At 72.4% G+C, this 17,362-nt stretch carries 16 protein-coding genes; 8 read left to right on the top strand and 8 right to left on the bottom strand.

The window, feature by feature from the left end; genetic code table 11:
- The first annotated feature begins 1 nt into the window (after position 1).
- Positions 2-1,720 (top strand): hypothetical protein, encoded by a 1,719-nt coding sequence (locus HDA41_RS01825; RefSeq protein ID WP_184979978.1) that lies wholly within the window; start codon positions 2-4, stop codon positions 1,718-1,720.
- Between the two features lie 113 nt (positions 1,721-1,833).
- Here HDA41_RS01825 and HDA41_RS01820 read toward each other — a convergent pair whose 3' ends face one another.
- From HDA41_RS01820 to HDA41_RS01805, 4 genes are all read right to left on the bottom strand, one after another.
- Positions 1,834-2,535, bottom strand: coding sequence for a maleylpyruvate isomerase family mycothiol-dependent enzyme (locus tag HDA41_RS01820; protein WP_184979976.1), 702 nt, complete (start codon positions 2,533-2,535; stop codon positions 1,834-1,836).
- 11 nt (positions 2,536-2,546) lie between these two features.
- Complete coding sequence (locus HDA41_RS01815) at positions 2,547-3,056, bottom strand: GNAT family N-acetyltransferase (RefSeq protein ID WP_184979974.1); 510 nt, start codon at positions 3,054-3,056, stop codon at positions 2,547-2,549.
- Between the two features lie 73 nt (positions 3,057-3,129).
- Positions 3,130-3,744: a hypothetical protein gene (locus tag HDA41_RS01810; RefSeq protein WP_184979972.1), complete on the bottom strand. Its 615-nt coding sequence runs from the start codon at positions 3,742-3,744 to the stop codon at positions 3,130-3,132.
- A gap of 45 nt (positions 3,745-3,789) precedes the next feature.
- Positions 3,790-4,449: a nucleoside/nucleotide kinase family protein gene (locus tag HDA41_RS01805; RefSeq protein ID WP_184979970.1), complete on the bottom strand. Its 660-nt coding sequence runs from the start codon at positions 4,447-4,449 to the stop codon at positions 3,790-3,792.
- A gap of 120 nt (positions 4,450-4,569) precedes the next feature.
- On the opposite strand from HDA41_RS01805, the gene HDA41_RS01800 reads away from it, so the two are divergent.
- From HDA41_RS01800 to HDA41_RS01775, 6 genes are all read left to right on the top strand, one after another.
- The gene (locus HDA41_RS01800) at positions 4,570-5,307 is read left to right on the top strand and encodes an HAD family hydrolase (protein ID WP_184979968.1); all 738 of its coding nucleotides are present in this window, start codon (positions 4,570-4,572) and stop codon (positions 5,305-5,307) included.
- Positions 5,304-7,658, top strand: coding sequence for a glycoside hydrolase family 65 protein (locus HDA41_RS01795; protein WP_184979966.1), 2,355 nt, complete (start codon positions 5,304-5,306; stop codon positions 7,656-7,658). The genes HDA41_RS01800 and HDA41_RS01795 overlap by 4 nt, the downstream gene beginning before the upstream one ends.
- Before the next feature lie 159 nt (positions 7,659-7,817).
- A complete protein-coding gene (locus HDA41_RS01790; protein ID WP_184979964.1) occupies positions 7,818-9,311 on the top strand; it encodes a phosphatidylglycerol lysyltransferase domain-containing protein in 1,494 nt (497 codons plus the stop codon).
- A gap of 91 nt (positions 9,312-9,402) precedes the next feature.
- Complete coding sequence (gene prcB / locus HDA41_RS01785) at positions 9,403-10,251, top strand: proteasome subunit beta (RefSeq protein ID WP_184979961.1); 849 nt, start codon at positions 9,403-9,405, stop codon at positions 10,249-10,251.
- 153 nt (positions 10,252-10,404) lie between these two features.
- The gene (nicT, locus tag HDA41_RS01780) at positions 10,405-11,565 is read left to right on the top strand and encodes a Nickel transporter NicT (RefSeq protein WP_184979960.1); all 1,161 of its coding nucleotides are present in this window, start codon (positions 10,405-10,407) and stop codon (positions 11,563-11,565) included.
- 101 nt (positions 11,566-11,666) lie between these two features.
- Positions 11,667-12,158 carry a DUF5709 domain-containing protein gene (locus HDA41_RS01775; RefSeq protein ID WP_184993059.1) on the top strand — a complete coding sequence of 164 codons (492 nt, stop codon included), beginning with the start codon at positions 11,667-11,669 and terminating at the stop codon, positions 12,156-12,158.
- A 58-nt stretch (positions 12,159-12,216) separates the two neighbouring features.
- Here HDA41_RS01775 and HDA41_RS01770 read toward each other — a convergent pair whose 3' ends face one another.
- Entirely contained in the window at positions 12,217-12,423 is a 207-nt protein-coding gene (locus HDA41_RS01770) for a hypothetical protein (RefSeq protein ID WP_184979958.1), read from the bottom strand.
- Positions 12,424-12,884: 461 nt separating this feature from the next.
- A complete protein-coding gene (locus HDA41_RS01760; RefSeq protein ID WP_184979956.1) occupies positions 12,885-14,012 on the bottom strand; it encodes a PP2C family protein-serine/threonine phosphatase in 1,128 nt (375 codons plus the stop codon).
- Between the two features lie 264 nt (positions 14,013-14,276).
- Here HDA41_RS01760 and HDA41_RS01755 point away from each other — a divergent pair, with 264 nt between their 5' ends.
- Positions 14,277-15,164, top strand: coding sequence for a GNAT family N-acetyltransferase (locus tag HDA41_RS01755; RefSeq protein ID WP_184979954.1), 888 nt, complete (start codon positions 14,277-14,279; stop codon positions 15,162-15,164).
- Between the two features lie 19 nt (positions 15,165-15,183).
- Here HDA41_RS01755 and HDA41_RS01750 read toward each other — a convergent pair whose 3' ends face one another.
- On the bottom strand, positions 15,184-16,068 hold the full coding sequence (locus tag HDA41_RS01750) for a Gfo/Idh/MocA family protein (protein WP_184979952.1): 885 nt from the start codon (positions 16,066-16,068) through the stop codon (positions 15,184-15,186).
- Between the two features lie 155 nt (positions 16,069-16,223).
- Positions 16,224-16,934, bottom strand: coding sequence for a hypothetical protein (locus HDA41_RS01745; RefSeq protein ID WP_184979951.1), 711 nt, complete (start codon positions 16,932-16,934; stop codon positions 16,224-16,226).
- Positions 16,935-17,362: the final 428 nt, after the last annotated feature.

Raw genomic sequence — 17,362 nt, 5'->3', positions numbered from 1 at the left:
CTTGCCCACTCCGCTCGACCACGAGTTCGTCCGCGCGGTGGCCGGTGCCGCCGACCGGTCGGCCGCCCCGCTGGCGGCCCGCCCCGGCGAAGAACCCGCCGGTGTGCCCCACCGCGCTCTGGCGCGCCGGGTGAAGACTCTGGTCGCGGCGTACCGTTCCCCGGACTCGGCGCTGCACGGCAGCAGGCAGGCCGTCGCCGCCACGATGACCCACCTCGGCGCCCTCCGGGCCGCGCAGACCACCACCGGCCTCTTCGCCGGCGGCGACAACGTGCAGTCACCGCCGGACTCCGCGTTCACCGTCAACGACGTGTGCGACGCGCACGTCCTCGCCGCGGGCGCGGGGCCGGAACTGCGTGACGTCACGGCCGCGCTCGCCGGGATCGCCGGCGCCGCCTGCGAAAGTCTCCTGACCGGTGGGGTGCACACTCCCAACCACCGCTGGGAGCTGTGCGCGGCCCTGGCCCGCCTGCACCGGTCGTTCCCCGACGACCGGCTGTTCGGCCGTGTCGAGGAGTGGCTCGCCGAGGGCGTCGACATCGACGCGGAGGGCCTGTACTCGGAACGGAGCGCCAACTACGCGGCCCACGTGTCCAACCCTTCGCTGCTGCTGCTGGCCGACGTGCTCGGCCGCGGCGACCTGCTGGACGCCGTCGAACGCAATCTCGCCACGACCCTGGATCTCATCAGGCCGGACGGCACGGTGGAGACCGTCCACTCGCGACGGCAGGACCAGCACCACCCGTTCCCGCTCGCGCCCTACCTGCCGCACTACCGGCTGCTCGCGATCCGCACCGGCCGGGGCGACTTCAGCCGGGCGGCGCGGCAGGCGGCCGCCGGCGGCATCGACGACCCCGGCCTGCTCGCCGAGACCCTCCTCACCCCAGACCTGTGCCGCGTCCTGCCGGCACCGGCCGCACAGGCGCTGCCGCGCGAGCGGTACCTCACCACCGCGGGCCTCGCCGTACGCGCCTCGGCCACCGCGCACACGGTGGTCTACGGCGGCTCCGACGTGCCCGAGCACCGGCGCATCCGCTCGGGCCTCGCCTGCAATCCCACGTTCCTGCGCCTGTTCGCCGGTGACGCGGTCCTCGACGCGGTCCGCCTCTCCCGGGGGTTCTTCGACCTGGGCCCGTTCCGCGCCGCCGACATGCAAGGGCTCGCCGACAGCCGCTACCGGCTCACCGAAACCCTCTCGGCCGCCTACTACCAGCCGCTCCCGCCGGGCCGGCGACGGGACGACGGCGCCTACCGGATGGCGGACGAGGGACGCTTCTCGGCCGCGATGGCCTTCCCGGAGCGGCCGGGGGACGAGGTCTCCCACACGACCCGCGTCGAGGTGGACCTGAGGGAGGACGGTGCCGACCTGCGGATCGACATCAGCGGACCACGGGTGCCCTGGGCCCTCGAACTGACCTTCCGGCCGGGTGGCGTGCCGGAGGGCGCCGTACCGATCGGTGACGGGCGCTGGTGCCTGACGACCGGGCCGATGACCTACCGGGTCGGTGACGACGAAATCCGGATCGAGGCCGGCGTGGAGGCGGGCGAACCACTGGCCGGCCCGGACCGGAGCGACGTCCTGCGGTACGACCCGGGGCAGGACTACACCGTGGTGGGCGGCACCGATGCCACGACCGGTAACCGCGTCTACATCGGGGGACTCGGCCCGCACACACTGACCGTCGCACTGCGCGCCCGCCGGCCCGCACCTGTCGTGTGACCCCCGACGATCCCGCACCGAGGCGTTCACGGCGGTGATCGGCGAGGCGGCGGGCGACGCGAACGCCGAACCCGAGCTGAGGCTGTCCTGCGGAACGGACACCTGAGAGCGGATCACCTACGGCCCTGCGGCGGATGCGGCGGCCACGGCCCGAGCGCGGGCAGCCCCTCCGCCGCCACCGGCGACGTGGCGGGTGTCCGGCCGGCCAGCCAGGCGGCCAGGTCGCGCACCCGCCCGGTGACCACCGTGCCGGTCCGGTCGCCGACGGACCATTCCCGCGATATGTCCTCGGCGCGCACGCCCGTGCCCGCCGGCAGTCGGCACAGCAGGAAGTCGATGGCGTGACAGGCCAGTTCCACGGGCCAGTCCTCCGGCCGGACGCCCAGGTCCAGATCGGCCATGTGGATCCAGGCCTCACGCCAGCGGGCGTAGGCCGTCGCGGCGACATCAGCGTTGCGGAACGTCACCGGACGGTCCCAGTCGGCGTCGCCGAGACGGGCCCAGACCGCCTCCAACTCCGCCGTTCGGGAAGCGAGTTCGGCACGGTGACCGGCGGCACTGCGGCCCGCGCCGGCCTCGATGATCGCGTTGCGTTCGTCCACACCACCGTCGTAAGCGGGCACGAGCTCTCCCCGCAGGGCGTGTTCCGCGAGACGGGCGAACATCCGGGCGTTGTCGGCGAGATGGGCCAGGACATGCCCGCGCGACCAGCCGGGCAGGGCGGACGCCGCACGGACCTGGTCGTCGTCGAGCGGGCCGACGAGGCGTGCCAGCACACGGTGGGCCTCGATCACCTCGGTCACAGGGGCTCGCACGGGTGTCTCTCCTACACGTCGGAGGCGGGGTTCACGACGTCCGGTGCCTGAGCGGCGAGTTCCCTGAGGGGCTCGCCACTGAGCCGGCACACCTTCCACTCCTCCAGGAGTTCCACGCCGAGCGACTTGTAGAAGTCGATCGTCGGTGTGTTCCAGGCCAGGACCCACCACTCGAAGCGGTCATAACGGTTGCGTCGGCAGGTCGCGGCGAGGGCGGCGAGGAGGGCCTTTCCGTGCCCCGCGCCGCGCGCCCGCGGCCGTACGTAGAGGTCTTCCAGGTGCATGCCGCGCGTGCCCGTCCAGGTCGAGAAGCGCGGGAACCACAGGGCGTAGCCCACGGCCTCACCCGTGCCGTCGTCCTCGGCGATCAGCGCGTGGGCGGCCGGGTGCTCACCGAACAGCGCCTCACGCAGCTGCTCCTCGGTGGCCCGGGCCTGCTCGACGGCCCGTTCGTACGCGGCGAGTTCGCGGATCATCGCCCGGATCTCGGGGACGTCGTTCACTGTGGCGGACCTGATCATGCGACCGATCATGCCTCACCGCGGACGCGGCCGGGAAACGGATTGTGGGCACAGGTGACCGGATGAGTCCGCGTCACAACGGCAGCCCGATCAGCCCCCACTCGCGCCGGCCGGCCTCCGTCACCACCACGCCCCACTCCCGCAACAGCACCGAGAACTCGTCGAAGTCCTCGATCCACCGCCCGGGGCACGCGGCATGCACGCCGTACGGCTCGCGCAGGCCCTCCAGCAGGGGCTCGGCCCGTGCCCAGTGGCCGGCCAGCGCGGACACGGTCGCGGGCGGGCAGGCGAGCAGCAGCCGACGGCGCCAGGGATCGGGGTCCGCGGGAAACATGCCGGAGACCGTGTCGTCCTCGGTGTCGGTGCCGTCGTCCCAGATGAGGCCTCGCAGGAACGCGTCCACGTGCGCGCGCTGTTCAGGCCCGGCATGCTCCCGCACGTCCTCCCAGGCCTGCCCCGCCCAGAAGTGCGGCTTGTAGGAGCCGGTGGTGCTGTGGAACTCGTACCGGCCGCACCACGGCACGCCCGACGCGGCGGGCCACACCCAGCCCCGCTCGGGCTCCGCGCCCCAGTCGAATTCGTCGTCCTCGCGCAGGACGGCGTCCTCGAGCAACGCGTACCGCTCCTCGAACGGTGTCCTTTCGAGCCGCTCCCAGTCGACTGCCAGCACCGTGATGTCCAAGCCCATGCGGGCACCTTAGGCGTGCGTCCCATGCCTGGTCATGCGCATTGTTCACGCCCGCACGCGCGGCAGCGCCGACCCCGGCACCACCAGGTCGGCCCGCCCCCGGGTCGTCGCGACCAGTTCGGCGTTGGGCTGGTCCGAGCGGGACACCCAGGCCTGGGCCTCCTCGCGCGCCTTGCCGAACTGCTCGTGCCGGGCGACCAGTCGGCGGATCCGCTCCGGCTCGGGGAGTTCGCAGAACCACACCTCGTCGAGGAGCGGGCGGACGCGGGACCAGGCTCCGGTGTCCAGGAGGAGGTAGTTGCCCTCGGTGATGACCAGACGGGCCGTCGGCGGGACCGGGATCGCGCCCGCGAGCGGCTGCTCCAGGGTCCGTTCGAAGCCGGGGGCGTAGACGATGTCGTCGGCGTGTGTCTCCTCGCGCAGGCGCGCCAGCAGGGCCGCGTAACCGGCCGCGTCGAAGGTGTCGGGCGCGCCCTTGCGGTCGCGCAGGCCGAGGCGCTCCAGTTCGGCGTCGGCCAGGTGGAAGCCGTCCATGGGGACATGCGCGACCCAGGGGGCGCCCGATCCGTTCAGGTCCCGGACCAGGTGCTCCGCGAGCGTCGACTTGCCCGCGCCGGGGCTGCCGGTGATGCCGAGGATCGCGCGCCGGCCTCCCCGGGGCAGGGCGCGGGCACGGTGGACGAGGTCGTCGAAGGTGAACGGCACGGAAGAGAGTCTGTCACCCGCGTCCGGGCTCGGACGCCGGGAGCCCCGCGCCTCTCGCGCCCCCCTGCGTGTGGCGTGCGCCACTCACTGGAACACCACCGGGCGGGAAACCGGTCCTGTATGACGCAGCTCGGACTCCCCGAAGACATCCACGCCTGCCTCTTCGACCTCGACGGCGTCGTCACCAAGACGGCCGTCGTGCACGCGGCCGCCTGGAAGGAGATGTTCGACGCCTTCCTGCGCGAACGCGACGGCGCGGACTTCCGGCCGTTCGACGCGTCCGACTACGACGAGTACGTCGACGGCCGGCCACGCGCCGACGGCGTGCGCACCTTCCTCGCGTCCCGCGGCATCGACCTGCCCGACGGCGACCCGGACGACCCACCCGGCGCGCAGACCGTGCACGGGCTCGGCAACCGCAAGAACGAGCTGGTCCTCGAGAAGATCCGCACCGAGGGCGTCGAGGCCTACGAGGGCACCCTGCGTTATCTGGAGGCGGTCCGCGCGCACGGCCTGAGCACCGCGATCGTCTCCTCCAGCGCCAACTGCCGGGACGTGCTGCGCTCGATCGGCGCCGAGCACTTCTTCGACGTGCGGATCGACGGCGTGGTCGCCGCCGAGCGCGAACTGCCCGGCAAACCGCACCCCGACACGTTCCTGGCCGCCGCCGAGGACCTCGGCGTCCAGCCGGCCGAGGCAGCCGTCTTCGAGGACGCCCTGGCCGGCATGGACGCGGGCCGCGCGGGCCGTTTCGGACACGTCGTCGGCGTCGACCGCGTGGGACAGACCGACGCGCTGTACGCGCACGGCGCCGACGTCGTGGTGCAGGACCTCGCCGAACTGGGGGACACGGAGTGATCGCACAGCGGGCGTACGACGTCGAACCCTGGACGGTGCGCGAGACGGAGCTCAACCTCGACCTGCTGGCCCAGAGCGAGTCCGTGTTCGCCCTGTCCAACGGCCACGTCGGCTGGCGCGGCAACCTCGACGAGGGAGAACCGCACGGCCTGCCCGGCTCCTACCTCAACGGCGTCCACGAACTGCACCCGCTGCCGTACGCCGAGTCCGGCTACGGCTATCCCGAGTCCGGCCAGACGTCCATCAACGTCACCAACGGCAAGGTGCTGCGCCTGCTGGTCGACGACGAGCCGTTCGACCTGCGCTACGGGCGCCTCGTCGCCCACGAGCGGACCCTGGACCTGCGGCGCGGCGTGCTGGAACGCGTCTGCGAGTGGACCTCCCCGGCCGGCTCGACGGTCCGGGTGCGCTCGACGCGGCTGGTGTCCCTGACCCAGCGGGCGATCGCCGCCGTGGCCTACGAGGTGGAGCCCGTCGACAGCCGTACCCGCGTGGTCGTCCAGTCGGAACTGGTCGCCAACGAGAGCCTGCCCGCCCCGGACGGCGACCCGCGCGCCGCACGGGCGCTGAAGTCGCCGCTGGAACCGGAGGAGGACCTCGCCTCGGGCAGCCGGCTGCGCCTGGTCCACCGCACCCGGCGTAGCGGCCTCAGGGTCGCCGTGGCCGCCGACCACCTCGTCACCGGCCCGGAACGGACCACGACCAGCAGCGAGAGCAACGTGGACGTGGCCCGGCTGACCATCACCTCCGTCCTGGAGCCGGGGGAGCGGCTGCGGGTGGAGAAGCTCGTCGCGCACGGCTGGTCCGGCGCCCGCTCCCGGCCCGCGATGAGCGACCAGGTCGAGGCGGCGCTGGCGGCGGCCGCGCACAGCGGCTGGTGGGGGCTGCTGAAGGACCAGCGGGCCTACCTCGACGACTTCTGGGCACGCGCCGACGTCGAGCTCGACGGCGACGAGGAGATCCAGCAGGCCGTCCGCTTCGCCCTCTTCCACGTCCTGCAGGCCGGTGCCCGCGCCGAACAGCGCGCCATCCCCGCCAAGGGCCTCACCGGCTCCGGCTACGACGGCCACGCCTTCTGGGACACCGAGGCGTTCGTGCTGCCGCTGCTGACCCACACCGCGCCGGCCGCGGCCGCCGAGGCCCTGCGCTGGCGCCGCGACACCCTGCCCGCCGCCCGGGAGCGAGCGGCCCAGCTCGGCCTGCGCGGCGCCGCGTTCCCCTGGCGCACCATCGAGGGCTCGGAAGGCTCCGGCTACTGGCCGGCCGGCACGGCCGCCTTCCACGTCGGCGCCGACATCGCGGACGCCGTGGTGCGGTACGTGGCGGCCACCGGAGACGAGGAGTTCGAGCGCGAGGCCGGCGTGGAGCTGCTGGTGGAGACCGCCCGCCTGTGGCGCTCCCTCGGCCACCACGACGACCGGGGCGTCTTCCACATCGACGGCGTCACCGGGCCGGACGAGTACAGCGCGATCGCCGACGACAACACGTACACCAACCTCATGGCCCGGGCGAACCTGCTGGCCGCCGCCGACGCCTGCAAACGCCACCCCGACGAGGCGGCCCGGCTCGGCGCCGACGAGGAGGAGCGGGCCGCCTGGCGGGACGCCGCCGAGGCCGTGCACGTCCCCTACAACGAGGAGCTCGGCGTGCACGAACAGCACGCCGGCTTCACCCGCTACCAGCGCTGGGACTTCGACCGCACCGGCCCGGACCAGTACCCGCTGATGCTCCACTTCCCGTACTTCGACCTGTACCGCAAGCAGGTCGTCAAGCAGGCGGACCTGGTGCTGGCCATGTACACCTGCGGCAGCTTCTTCGAGGAGTACTTCGACGAGGAGCAGATCGCCCGCAACTTCGCCTACTACGAGCCGCTGACCGTACGGGACTCCTCCCTGTCGGCCTGCGTCCAGGCCGTCATGGCCGCCCGGACCGGCCATCTGGACCTGGCCTGCGCCTACACGGCCGAGGCCGCCCTGATGGACCTCGGGGACCTGGAGCACAACACCCGCGACGGACTGCACATCGCCTCGCTGGCCGGCACCTGGATGGCGCTGGTCGCCGGGTTCGGCGGGATGCGGAGTGTCGACGGCGGCCTGCGGTTCGCGCCGCGCCTGCCCGAGAGGTACAGCCGGCTGGCCTTCTCGGTGGCGTTCCTCGGCCGGTGCCTGCGGGTGGAACTGACCGCCGGGCAGGCCACGTACACCCTGCGCTCGGGCCCACCCCTGACGATCCGTCACCACGGCGCCGAGGTGACAGTGCGTGAGGACGCCCCCGTCACCCGTCCCGTTCCCCCGCTGACGCGGCGTCCGGCCCCGAGCCAGCCGCCGCACCGCGCCCCGAACGCCCGCTGACCCTCCGGTCGCGTCAGGCACTTGGCCGTATTCCGCTCTGCACGTCCCCACCCCGCGGGTTAGCTTGGCCGTGTTTTCCGATCATCGGACCTCCGTCGTCGGCCCGCGGGGCCGTGGAGGTCGCAGCGGCCCTACGCGCGTAGGGGTAAGGGGTGGACGATGTCCGACAGTGCGAACGCCATCCTCGTTCGGATGCGAAGACGCGAACAGGCGGCCGCGTCGGGCGCCGGCCGCGGGACACGCGTCGACGGACCGCTCGCCGCGGTGGCCGCCGTCTTCACCGTCGCCCAGCTCGTCCTCGTCCGGCCGGTCCTCGGCCTCGGCTGGGACGAGATCGTCTACGTCAGCCAGGTCACCTCCCACACCCCCGCGGCCTTCTTCAGCGCACCGCGCTCCCGGGGCGTCTCCCTGCTCGTGGCGCCGGTCGCGTCCTGGTCGTCGTCGATCCCGCTGCTGCGCGTCTACCTCGCCCTGCTCTCCGGCCTCGCCCTCTTCCTGGCCCTGCGCGCCTGGCGAGGCCTGTTCCCGACCCGGGTCCTGGCCGGTGGCGGCGCCCTCTTCGCCTCCCTGTGGGTGACCCTCTTCTACGGCCCGCAGGCCATGCCCAACTACTGGGTCGCGATCGGCGCCCTGATCACCGTGGGCTGCTTGCTGCGGGCCCGCGCGGAACGTTCCGCCCGAGCGGCGCTGTGGGGCATCGCGGCGGGCGCCGCCCTCATGGCGTGGATGCGGCCCACCGACGCGGTCTGGGTGACCGTGCCGCTCCTCGCCCTCACCCTGGTGCGCCGCCACTGGCGGCTCCTCCTCATGCTCGTGGCAGGCCTCGCGGCCGGCGCCGTCCCCTGGGTGATCGAGGCCTACGTCGGCCACGGAGGCCTCGGGCAGCGGCTGTCCGAGGCCTCCCGTATCCAGGGCGGACTGGGCTGGCAGATCGCCGTCGACGACCAGCTGCGCAGCCTGGGCGGACGGGCCCTGTGCCGGCCGTGCACCGGCTCGATGCCCCATCCCCTGGTCACCGTCTGGTGGTTCGTCCTGCCGGTGCTGGCCGGCCTCGGTCTCGTGATCGCGGCCCGGGCCCGGCGCCTGGGACGGACCCTGGTCCCGCTGGCCTGCGCCGCCACGGCAGCCGTCCCGTACCTGTTCATGATCGGCTACGCGGCGCCCCGCTTCCTCCAGCCGACCTACGCACTGCTCGCGATCCCGGTCGCCGACGCCCTGTGGCACCTGGTCAGGGCCCCGGGCGGGAAGTGGCGCCCGGTGGCCGCCGCCCTGGTCGCGCTCGGCCTGGCCGGGCATCTGGCGGTGCAGGTCGCCGTCCTGGAACGCACCGTGGCCCGCAACACCGAGAGCCGCCGCGACTGGGACCGCACCGCCGGCGCGCTCCACCGCCTCGGCGTCCGACCGCCCTGCCTGCTCACCGGCCACGAGGCCCTCCCGATCGGCTACTACGCCGGCTGCTCCTCGGGCGCCACCGCCGGCCACAACGAGAACACCACCCCGGCGGCCGTCCTGCGTACCGCGCAGCGCCTCCCGGTCGCCCACCTCACCCCGGCCGGCGGCACACCGCCGGGCTACGCCCGCACCTGGCCGGTCCACCGGATCTCGGACCTGGACGTCCGCGTCGCACCGCCCGCACAGCGGACCGGCCCCTGACTCCGCACGGCGCTCCCGCCCCAACCCGCGTTTCCCGCCCACCCTGTTCAGGTAGGAGTCGGTTGACGGTCACGGACGAGGGGGGAACGCCATGGCGGGGAGCGACCACGAGGGCCGACTGGGGCAGGAGTTCTTCACACCCGGCTCCTCGTCCTTCACCGAGTTCCTGGCGGCCCACCGCCCCGACCTGCTGGGCACCCGCCGGATCCTCCCGGACGGCGTCCGCGCCGAGGGCGCCCCGCACGGCACCACCGTGCTGGCCCTCACCTACGGCGACGGCGTGCTGATCGCGGGCGACCGGCGGGCGACGATGGGCAACCTCATCGCCCAGCGGGACCTGGAGAAGGTGCACCCCGCCGACGACCACACCGCGGTGGCCTTCGCCGGCTCCGTCGGGCTCGCGCTGGACCTGGTGAAGCTCTATCAGGTCGAGCTGACGCACTTCGAGAAGGTCGAGGGCGTCCCCATGACCTTCGCCGCGAAGGCGACCCGGCTGGCCACGATGATCCGGGGCAACCTCGGGCAGGCGATGCAGGGCCTCGCCGTCGTCCCGCTGCTCGCCGGCTACGATCCCGCGGCTCCCGAGGGCCGGCAGGGCCGCATCTTCGGCTTCGACGTCGCCGGCGGCCGCTACGAGAAGTTCGGCTTCCACGCCGAGGGCTCCGGCTCGCCGTACGCCCGGGGCGCGTTGAAGAAGCTGTTCCGCCCCGGCATGTCCCGGCGCGAGGCGGCCCTGGCCGCGCTCCAGGCGCTGTACGACGCGGCCGACGACGACTCCGCGACCGGCGGCCCGGACATCACCCGCCGTATCTACCCCATCGTGTCCGTCATCACCGAGGACGGCTTCGAGCGGCTGCCGGAGGCGGAGACGGAGGCGCTCAGCCGCGAGATGGTCGAGCAGCGCCGCAGCCGGCCGGACGGGCCGAACGCCGCGGTGTGACACTCCGCCGCGGGCGCCCGGCTCCGCGGAGTTTTCGGTTCCATGGACAAGACCTGTCGCGGGCTTTACTGCACATGAGTTGCAGGTGCCGGAGGATGGCGTGAGGCTGTTTCCCGCAGCCGTCCGTCCGACGACAGAAAGACCTTCCCCCCGATGACGGCCGCCCCTGAGTCCACTCCGCCCCTCCCCGCCACGGCTTCCGCCCAGCGCACGGCCCGGCACCGCGTCCGTACCTCCATGACGCGGCAGGAGTGGACCAGGGTCGGGGGGATGGCCGCGGTCATCGTCGCCCTGCACGTGATCGGCTGGTTCGTCCTCGTCGCGATCGTCGCCCCCGAGCACCGCACCATCGGCACCCAGACCTTCGGCGTCGGCATCGGCGTCACCGCCTACACACTCGGCATGCGACACGCCTTCGACGCCGACCACATCGCCGCCATCGACAACACCACCCGCAAGCTGATGGCCGAGGGGCAGCGGCCGCTGTCGGTCGGCTTCTGGTTCTCCCTCGGCCACTCCAGCGTCGTCTTCGCCCTGGCCTTCCTGCTCACCCTCGGCGTGAAGACCCTGGCCGGACCGGTGCGCGACGGCGGCTCGTCGCTGCACGACGTCACCGGCCTGATCGGCACGACCGTCTCCGGGACGTTCCTCTACCTCATCGCGGCCGTCAACCTCGTCATCCTCGCCGGCGTCTGGAAGGTGTTCCGCGGCATGCGCTCCGGCCGCTACGACGAGGCCGCTCTGGAGGAGCAGCTGAACAACCGCGGCTTCATGAACCGCCTCCTGGGCCGTGTCATGAAGTCGGTCTCCAGGCCCGGGCAGATGTACCCGCTGGGCCTCCTGTTCGGCCTCGGCTTCGACACCGCCACCGAGATCGCGCTGCTCGTCCTGGCCGGCTCCGGCGCCGCCTCCGGCCTGCCCTGGTACGCGATCCTGTGCCTGCCCGTCCTGTTCGCCGCCGGGATGTGCCTCCTCGACACCGTCGACGGCTCGTTCATGAACTTCGCCTACGGCTGGGCCTTCTCCAAGCCGGTCCGCAAGGTCTACTACAACCTCACGATCACCGGCCTGTCCGTCGCCGTGGCCCTGCTCATCGGGACCGTCGAACTCCTGGGCCTGCTCGTGGAGCAGCTCGGCCTGCACGGCCCCTTCTGGGACTGGATCTCCGGCCTGGACCTCAACGTCCTCGGCTACGCCGTCGTGGCGCTGTTCGTCGCCACCTGGGTGGTGGCGCTGCTGGTGTGGAGGTTCGGGCGCATCGAGGAGAAGTGGACGGGTGACCTGGCCCGGCCGGGAGGCGGTGTCACTCCATGACGGAGGTTAGAGCCCGCGTAACGGGAAACGCGGAACGGGCACATGAGACGAATGAGTCGACGCAACGCGACAGGGAGGCAGAAGTGATGGGCACGGAACCGATGCGCTCCGAACCGATGGCGGACGACGCGTACCAGCCCACCGGGAGCAACGAGGAGCAGGAGGACGCCGCGCCGCTGGACCTCCAGGACGCCGTCGACGAACGGACCTACGACGACACCCTCGACGAGGGCTACTCCCCGCCGGAGAAGCCGCTCGGCGTCACCAAGCGCGGTACCACCGCCGCCGAGCAGCACGAGGGCGAGACCCTCGACGAACGCCTCGCCCAGGAGGTCCCCGACGTGTCCGCCGAGCCCACCGGGGACGGCGTGGGCGACAGCCCCGACGGCGACGGCGAACCGGTCGACCCCGAGGCGGGCACGAATCGCGCGGGCCGCCTGGTCGCCCCGGACGAGGGAGCCCACCCCGACACGACGAAGGAGACCATCGCCACGGACGTCGGCATCGACGGAGGCGCGGCCGGTGCCGAGGAGGCGGCGGTCCATGTGGTGGAGGACGACAGTGACCTGCCGGAGGACGACGACAGGGTCTGACCCGCGGGGCGTCACGCGTCACACGGTTCATGACGCGTGACGCCCCGCGGAGGAAGGGCTACGGCAGCAGCTTCTCCAGCGCGGCCGGGCCCTCCGCTGCCAGCTTGCGCTTGGCCCATTCCAGGTTGCGCGGGGTGAGGTCCTTGCCCGAGGCGAGGACGAGGTCCTCCGGCGACACGTCGGTGCCGGTGCGGGCGTGGAGCAGGCGGTCCGGGGTGGCCCTGTCCTCGGGCTGCCGGGACGCGTGGGGCTGTGACGTCGACATGTTCTCTGCTCCTAGGGTCCGGATCGCTGGTGCGGCCCCGGTGCGGAAAATCGGGTCCGATATCACCATTCAACGCGGGAGCCCACCATGCATCCGGAGAGCCCCGGCCACCGCGCTGGAAGCTCACCGCCGGGAGGGCCCGGAAGCCGGTCCGCAGCCCCCCAGCCCCCCGTTCGGACGTTCACCGATGTCGCCTCGCCGTGCTGCGGGCGACGGTGGAGGCACGTGTCCCTCCGCATGACAGGAGCTTTCCCACACGCGCACGTGACGCCGCGATCGGCCAGGCCTGCGCCGGTACGGCGAGCGCCGACTCGGGCCCCGTCGGCATTGCCACCGATTCAACGTGATCGGCCTGCTGAACCCGGCGTTCGGCAACGAGTGCACGATCAAGGACTGACGCACCGGTCGTACGGCTCCGCCGACTGCGGTTCGCGCGACTCCCGGGCCGCCGCCGGCCGCCGTCAGGGCCCGCTGCGCGGACGGGGCGCGAGCACGAGCATCGTGACGTCGTCCCGCACGTCCGGGCAGTACCTGACGAGGTCCGTCCACACCCGCTCGGCCAGCGCGGCCGGGTCCTCGTCGGTGAGGCCCGGCAGCCGCTCGGCCAGGGGATAGAAGACCCCGCCGGCGTCCCTGGCCTCGGTGACACCGTCGGACGCGAGGAACAGCCGGTCACCGGCACGCAGCCGCACCGAGACGACCCTCGGCGGAATGACCTCGGCGAGGCCCAGCCCCAGCGGTGTGCACGGCTCGACGTCCAGCTCGAAGGCCCGCCCGTCCCGCAGCAACAGCGGCCCGGACTGCCCGCACGCCACGATCCGCACCACACGCGCGTCGGCGGAGAACTCCAGCAGCACAGCCGTCGCGAACAACTCGGCATGCGGTTCGCCCGCGGAGTCCACCGCCAGCCTCCGGTCGAGCCGGGCCGCCACCGCCTCCGGATCCGGCTGGTCCAGCACCGCCTCCCGGAAGGCCCCCAGCAGCGACGCGACCGTGGCGACCGCCGACAGACCGTGCCCCTGCACATCGCCCATGACCGCCCGTATGCCAAAGGGACCCGCGCGTACGTCGAAGAAGTCGCCCCCGACCAGCGTGCCGCTCTGCGCGGCCCGGTACAGCCCCGCGCACCGCACCGGCCCGACCCGCTCCGGCAGCGGCGGCACGACGGCCCGCTGCGCGACCTCGGCGACGGACCGCTCGGTGACCAGCTGCGCGTCACGCCTGCTGCGCACGTACGACAGCAGCACGCTCAGCGCCGCGACGAAGCACACGGTCAGCAGATCGGTGCTGCCGGGATCGTCCAGACGGAAGACCGGAACCGTCAGCACGACCACCGCGAGCGCGCCGAGCACCGCCGTCATGACCGGTCCGTGCGCCAGCACGGCCAGCGGCGGGATCGCACCCAGCAGAAAACCGATGTCGAGCGGCTCCGGACTGATCAGCTCCGCCGTGCACACGCCCGCCAGCAGTACGGACGGCAGCACCCGCGCCCAGACCGGCGGCGGCGCGCCGCGCAGCCACCCCCGCCGGTCCAGGTCCCGATCTCCGTCCCTGCCCCGGCGCGGCGGCCGGGCGCGCGCACTGCTCACACCACCACGCTGCTACGGCCCACCCGCCGCCGCACTCCGGGCCCGTGCCACCGCGTGCTCCCGCCGACCCGTGTGGCATGCGGAAATCCCATGGACGGTCCGTCGGCGAGCCCGTAGCGTGTCGGCGTCACGCCCACAGACCCGTGAAAGGAGGGCGGAGCCGTGCAGCTCTCACCGTTCCGGCGCTCCCTGCCCCTCGTCCCGGCGTGCCTTGACTGACCTCACCGGGAGCGCTCTCCGCAGCATGCATCCCGGAGGAATTCCATGACCGATGTGGTCATCCGCGCGCTCGACGCGAGCGACGCCGATCTCTTCGACACCCTGCCCGATCCGCTGGGCGCCCGTGAGGGCCACCGGCTGACCCGGCACCGCCCCGACTGGAAGCGGGTCGCCCTGCGCGACGGCAGGGTCGTTGCCCGCGGCGCCTGGTGGGGCGGCCCCGACGACACCGAGCCCGTCAACCTCAACTGGTTCGACGTGGCGGAAGGCGAGGAGGAGGCGGGCGCCGCCCTCCTGCGATCCGCCCCCTGGCAGGTGGAACTGGAACTGAACCTGCCCGCGGGCTGGCGCGACGACCCGGCCCTGCGCACCGCGGCCGAGACCCGCTTCACCGCCGCACGGCAGGCCGGCTACGACCTCTTGGTGGAACGCCTGTTGTACCGGTGGACCCCGGACCGCGGTCTGCCCGAGCGGCCCCGGCGCCTGGTGTTCCGCGACGAACCGGACGACGCCGTGTTCTTCGACGCCCTGCGCCGCATCCACTCCGTCACGCTGGACGCCCACGCGCTGAAGGCCATCGAACAGGGCGGACTCGACCAGGCGGCCCAGGAGGAGCTCGACTTCTTCCACTGGTGCCCCTCGCCCCGCGAGTGGTGGCAGGTCGCGTACACCCAGCAGGGCGAACCGGTCGGCATCCACATCCCGGCCCACAACCCCTCGGGCCCGTGCATCGGCTTCATCGGGGTCCTGCCCGACCAGCGGGGCCACGGCTACGCCTACGACCTGCTGGCCGAGTGCACCCACTTCCTGACCGAGCGAGGCGCCGAGTTCGTCGCGGCCGCCACGGACCAGGGCAACTTCCCCATGGCCGCGAACTTCGCCAGGGCCGGTTTCCCGGTGGTGAAGGAACGGCTCAACTTCTACCCGTCGTAGGAACCGGGCGGTCCGGGGCTCAGCGGCCGCCGCCGTTCAGCAGGTCGTCGGCCGCCGTGAGAATCTCCGTGACCCGCAGGCCGAACGCCGCGTCGCACGCGTGCGGGCGGCCGGTCCGGGCGGCGGTGAGCAGGGCGTCCGCGGCCCGCTTGAGGGCGGGGACCGCTCCGTCGGGGCTGTCCGGCAGCACCGCGACCCCGGCCTCCCCACGGAGCTCGACGGCGGCACCGGCTGCGGCGGGCGGTGCCGTCAGACTCAGGGTGAGGGTGCTCGACGCGCCACCGGTGTGGTCGAGGACGACATGCGCCGTGTCCCGGGGGCCGTACGCGGCCGCTGTCACGCGTCGCACGTCGCCGAGCACCGGCAGCAGCACGGACAGGGCGTGCGGCCCGACGTCCCACAGGGCGCCCTTCTCCCGCCGCCACGGTGTCGCGAAGGGGCTCTCGCTGCTGAACACCGCCCCGAGCCACTGCGCCCGCCCCGTGAACCAGCCCGGCACTCCCGCCTGCTCGGTGATCCACGCCTCCGGCTCGGGCTGGAAGCGCGCCGTGAAGAACACGACCGAGGCGACATCCGCCGCATCGGCGGCCTCGACCACCGCCCGCCCCTGCTCCACCGTCGCCGCCAGCGGTTTGTCGAGCAGCAGGTGACACCCGGCCCGGGCCGCCCGTGCGGCGAGCCCGGCCTGCACATCCGGAGGCAGCGCCACGGCGACCGCGTCCACGTCGGCGAACAGCGCGTCCACGTCGTCGTACGCCCGGACACCGTGCCGCTCGGCCAGTTCCTTGGCGGCCTCGGGGCGACGGCCCCACACCCCGGCGAACTCCAGCTCGTCGTGCCCGCTGAGGGCAGGTGCGTGGGCCATCCGCGCCCACGGGCCGGTGCCGAGCAGTCCTATGCGCATGCCGCCGCCTCTCCCCAGTGCCTGAAAACGCCGGCGGCCGGTTCCGCCGACCGCTCGGCGAAGAGCGTGTCACAGGGGGCCGGCCGCGGGGGAGTCCAGGCAGTGGACTCGGGCGGTTCCGCTACACGACGACCGCAGTTGCTCGTCTCGCTGTGTCAGCCTTTGCCGGCCCTTTCTGGGTACAAGCTACTAAGGGGGTACCGAGTTACTTTGCTGGGCATTCCCATTGCTCGATACCCTCGCCCTCCATTGTCGAGCGTGGTGCTTCCTGGCTCCCCATTCGAAACCCATTTCAAAGTAATGGCGAACTTCACGTCCCGATCGATGTTCTTCAGATCGAATGTGAACTGCTCGGGATCCCCGGACGACACTTTGAATGGAAAGTCGCGGCCCACAGTCGTTCCATTCGCGGTGCGACGTATCTGCGGTTCGACTGTCACCGGGCTTTGGCTGAAGTCAACGTCAAACACCCGCTCATCGATGCCTCCCCCGCATTCATCGGCAATCACCGACCCTGTCGTGGGCAGCGGTTCGCTGGAGAGGACCGTCACCTCAGCGCCGGTCACCACGATGGCCTGCCCCGACTCGCCTTGCAGCGTGGTGTGAAGCACTGCAGGCTCGTCCGTGGTCGGTATACGTACGCCGCCCTTCGACCTAACCTCGGCTGCGCGTTTCTGCAGTGAACTGATCGGCTGCTCAAAATAGCCTGGGTGGCATCCGAGAACATCCATTGCGTAGACTTTGAGTTCTGGCGGTCCCGCGATCTCTTCCTGGAACCATCCCCACCCGGATTGCCATACAACGACGCCTGCACCAGATACCACGGCACTGACGACTCCCGCCCAAAAGGTCTTACTGCGGAACACGCTCGTGCGATCTGACGCTGGATCCTTTTGCGAGGGTTTGGACTGTCTGGCGCGACGTAGTACCGCGTTGGTGTCTGCTTTCCTGTTTCGTGGCGTCCCCACGTTCTTAACCCCTCCAGCCTGACCGGGAAGAGATCCCAGCAGCCCGCCCTGTTCAAGGCTTATCACCCTAAGGGACATGGCATGTGGCATAGCTGGTGCCCCCAAACGGCACCCAGGAGCCCTACGGCCAAGGGCACTGCCGACACTCGGACGTGCCCGCCGTGCTCCCTACGGAGCGAATGAACGTGGCGCCCAGGTCGGAGTGAGGCGGTGCGGGCGGCGGCAGTCGCCGAGCCGCGACAGTGTGCGTTCGATGGCGCAGCCGTGCACAATCGCGGCCGGCACCGCACGGTCGTCAGTCCGGCACCGACCCCACCCCTGCGGAC

The sequence above is a fragment of the Streptomyces caelestis genome, from assembly GCF_014205255.1.
GTDB classification, from domain to species: domain Bacteria; phylum Actinomycetota; class Actinomycetes; order Streptomycetales; family Streptomycetaceae; genus Streptomyces; species Streptomyces caelestis.
The sequence above is the reverse complement of the archived record's forward strand: the minus strand, read 5'-3'. Positions and strand labels throughout refer to the sequence as shown.

Excerpts from the sequence above, each read along its gene's own strand:
- HDA41_RS01790 (WP_184979964.1), top strand. The coding sequence starts at position 7,818 with ATGTCCGACAGTGCGAACGCCATCCTCGTTCGGATGCGAAGACGCGAA.
- HDA41_RS01770 (WP_184979958.1), bottom strand. The coding sequence starts at position 12,423 with ATGTCGACGTCACAGCCCCACGCGTCCCGGCAGCCCGAGGACAGGGCC.
- nicT (WP_184979960.1), top strand. The coding sequence starts at position 10,405 with ATGACGGCCGCCCCTGAGTCCACTCCGCCCCTCCCCGCCACGGCTTCC.
- HDA41_RS01755 (WP_184979954.1), top strand. The coding sequence starts at position 14,277 with ATGACCGATGTGGTCATCCGCGCGCTCGACGCGAGCGACGCCGATCTC.
- prcB (WP_184979961.1), top strand. The coding sequence starts at position 9,403 with ATGGCGGGGAGCGACCACGAGGGCCGACTGGGGCAGGAGTTCTTCACA.
- HDA41_RS01800 (WP_184979968.1), top strand. The coding sequence starts at position 4,570 with ATGACGCAGCTCGGACTCCCCGAAGACATCCACGCCTGCCTCTTCGAC.
- HDA41_RS01750 (WP_184979952.1), bottom strand. The coding sequence starts at position 16,068 with ATGCGCATAGGACTGCTCGGCACCGGCCCGTGGGCGCGGATGGCCCAC.
- HDA41_RS01815 (WP_184979974.1), bottom strand. The coding sequence starts at position 3,056 with ATGATCAGGTCCGCCACAGTGAACGACGTCCCCGAGATCCGGGCGATG.
- HDA41_RS01775 (WP_184993059.1), top strand. The coding sequence starts at position 11,667 with ATGCGCTCCGAACCGATGGCGGACGACGCGTACCAGCCCACCGGGAGC.
- HDA41_RS01810 (WP_184979972.1), bottom strand. The coding sequence starts at position 3,744 with ATGGGCTTGGACATCACGGTGCTGGCAGTCGACTGGGAGCGGCTCGAA.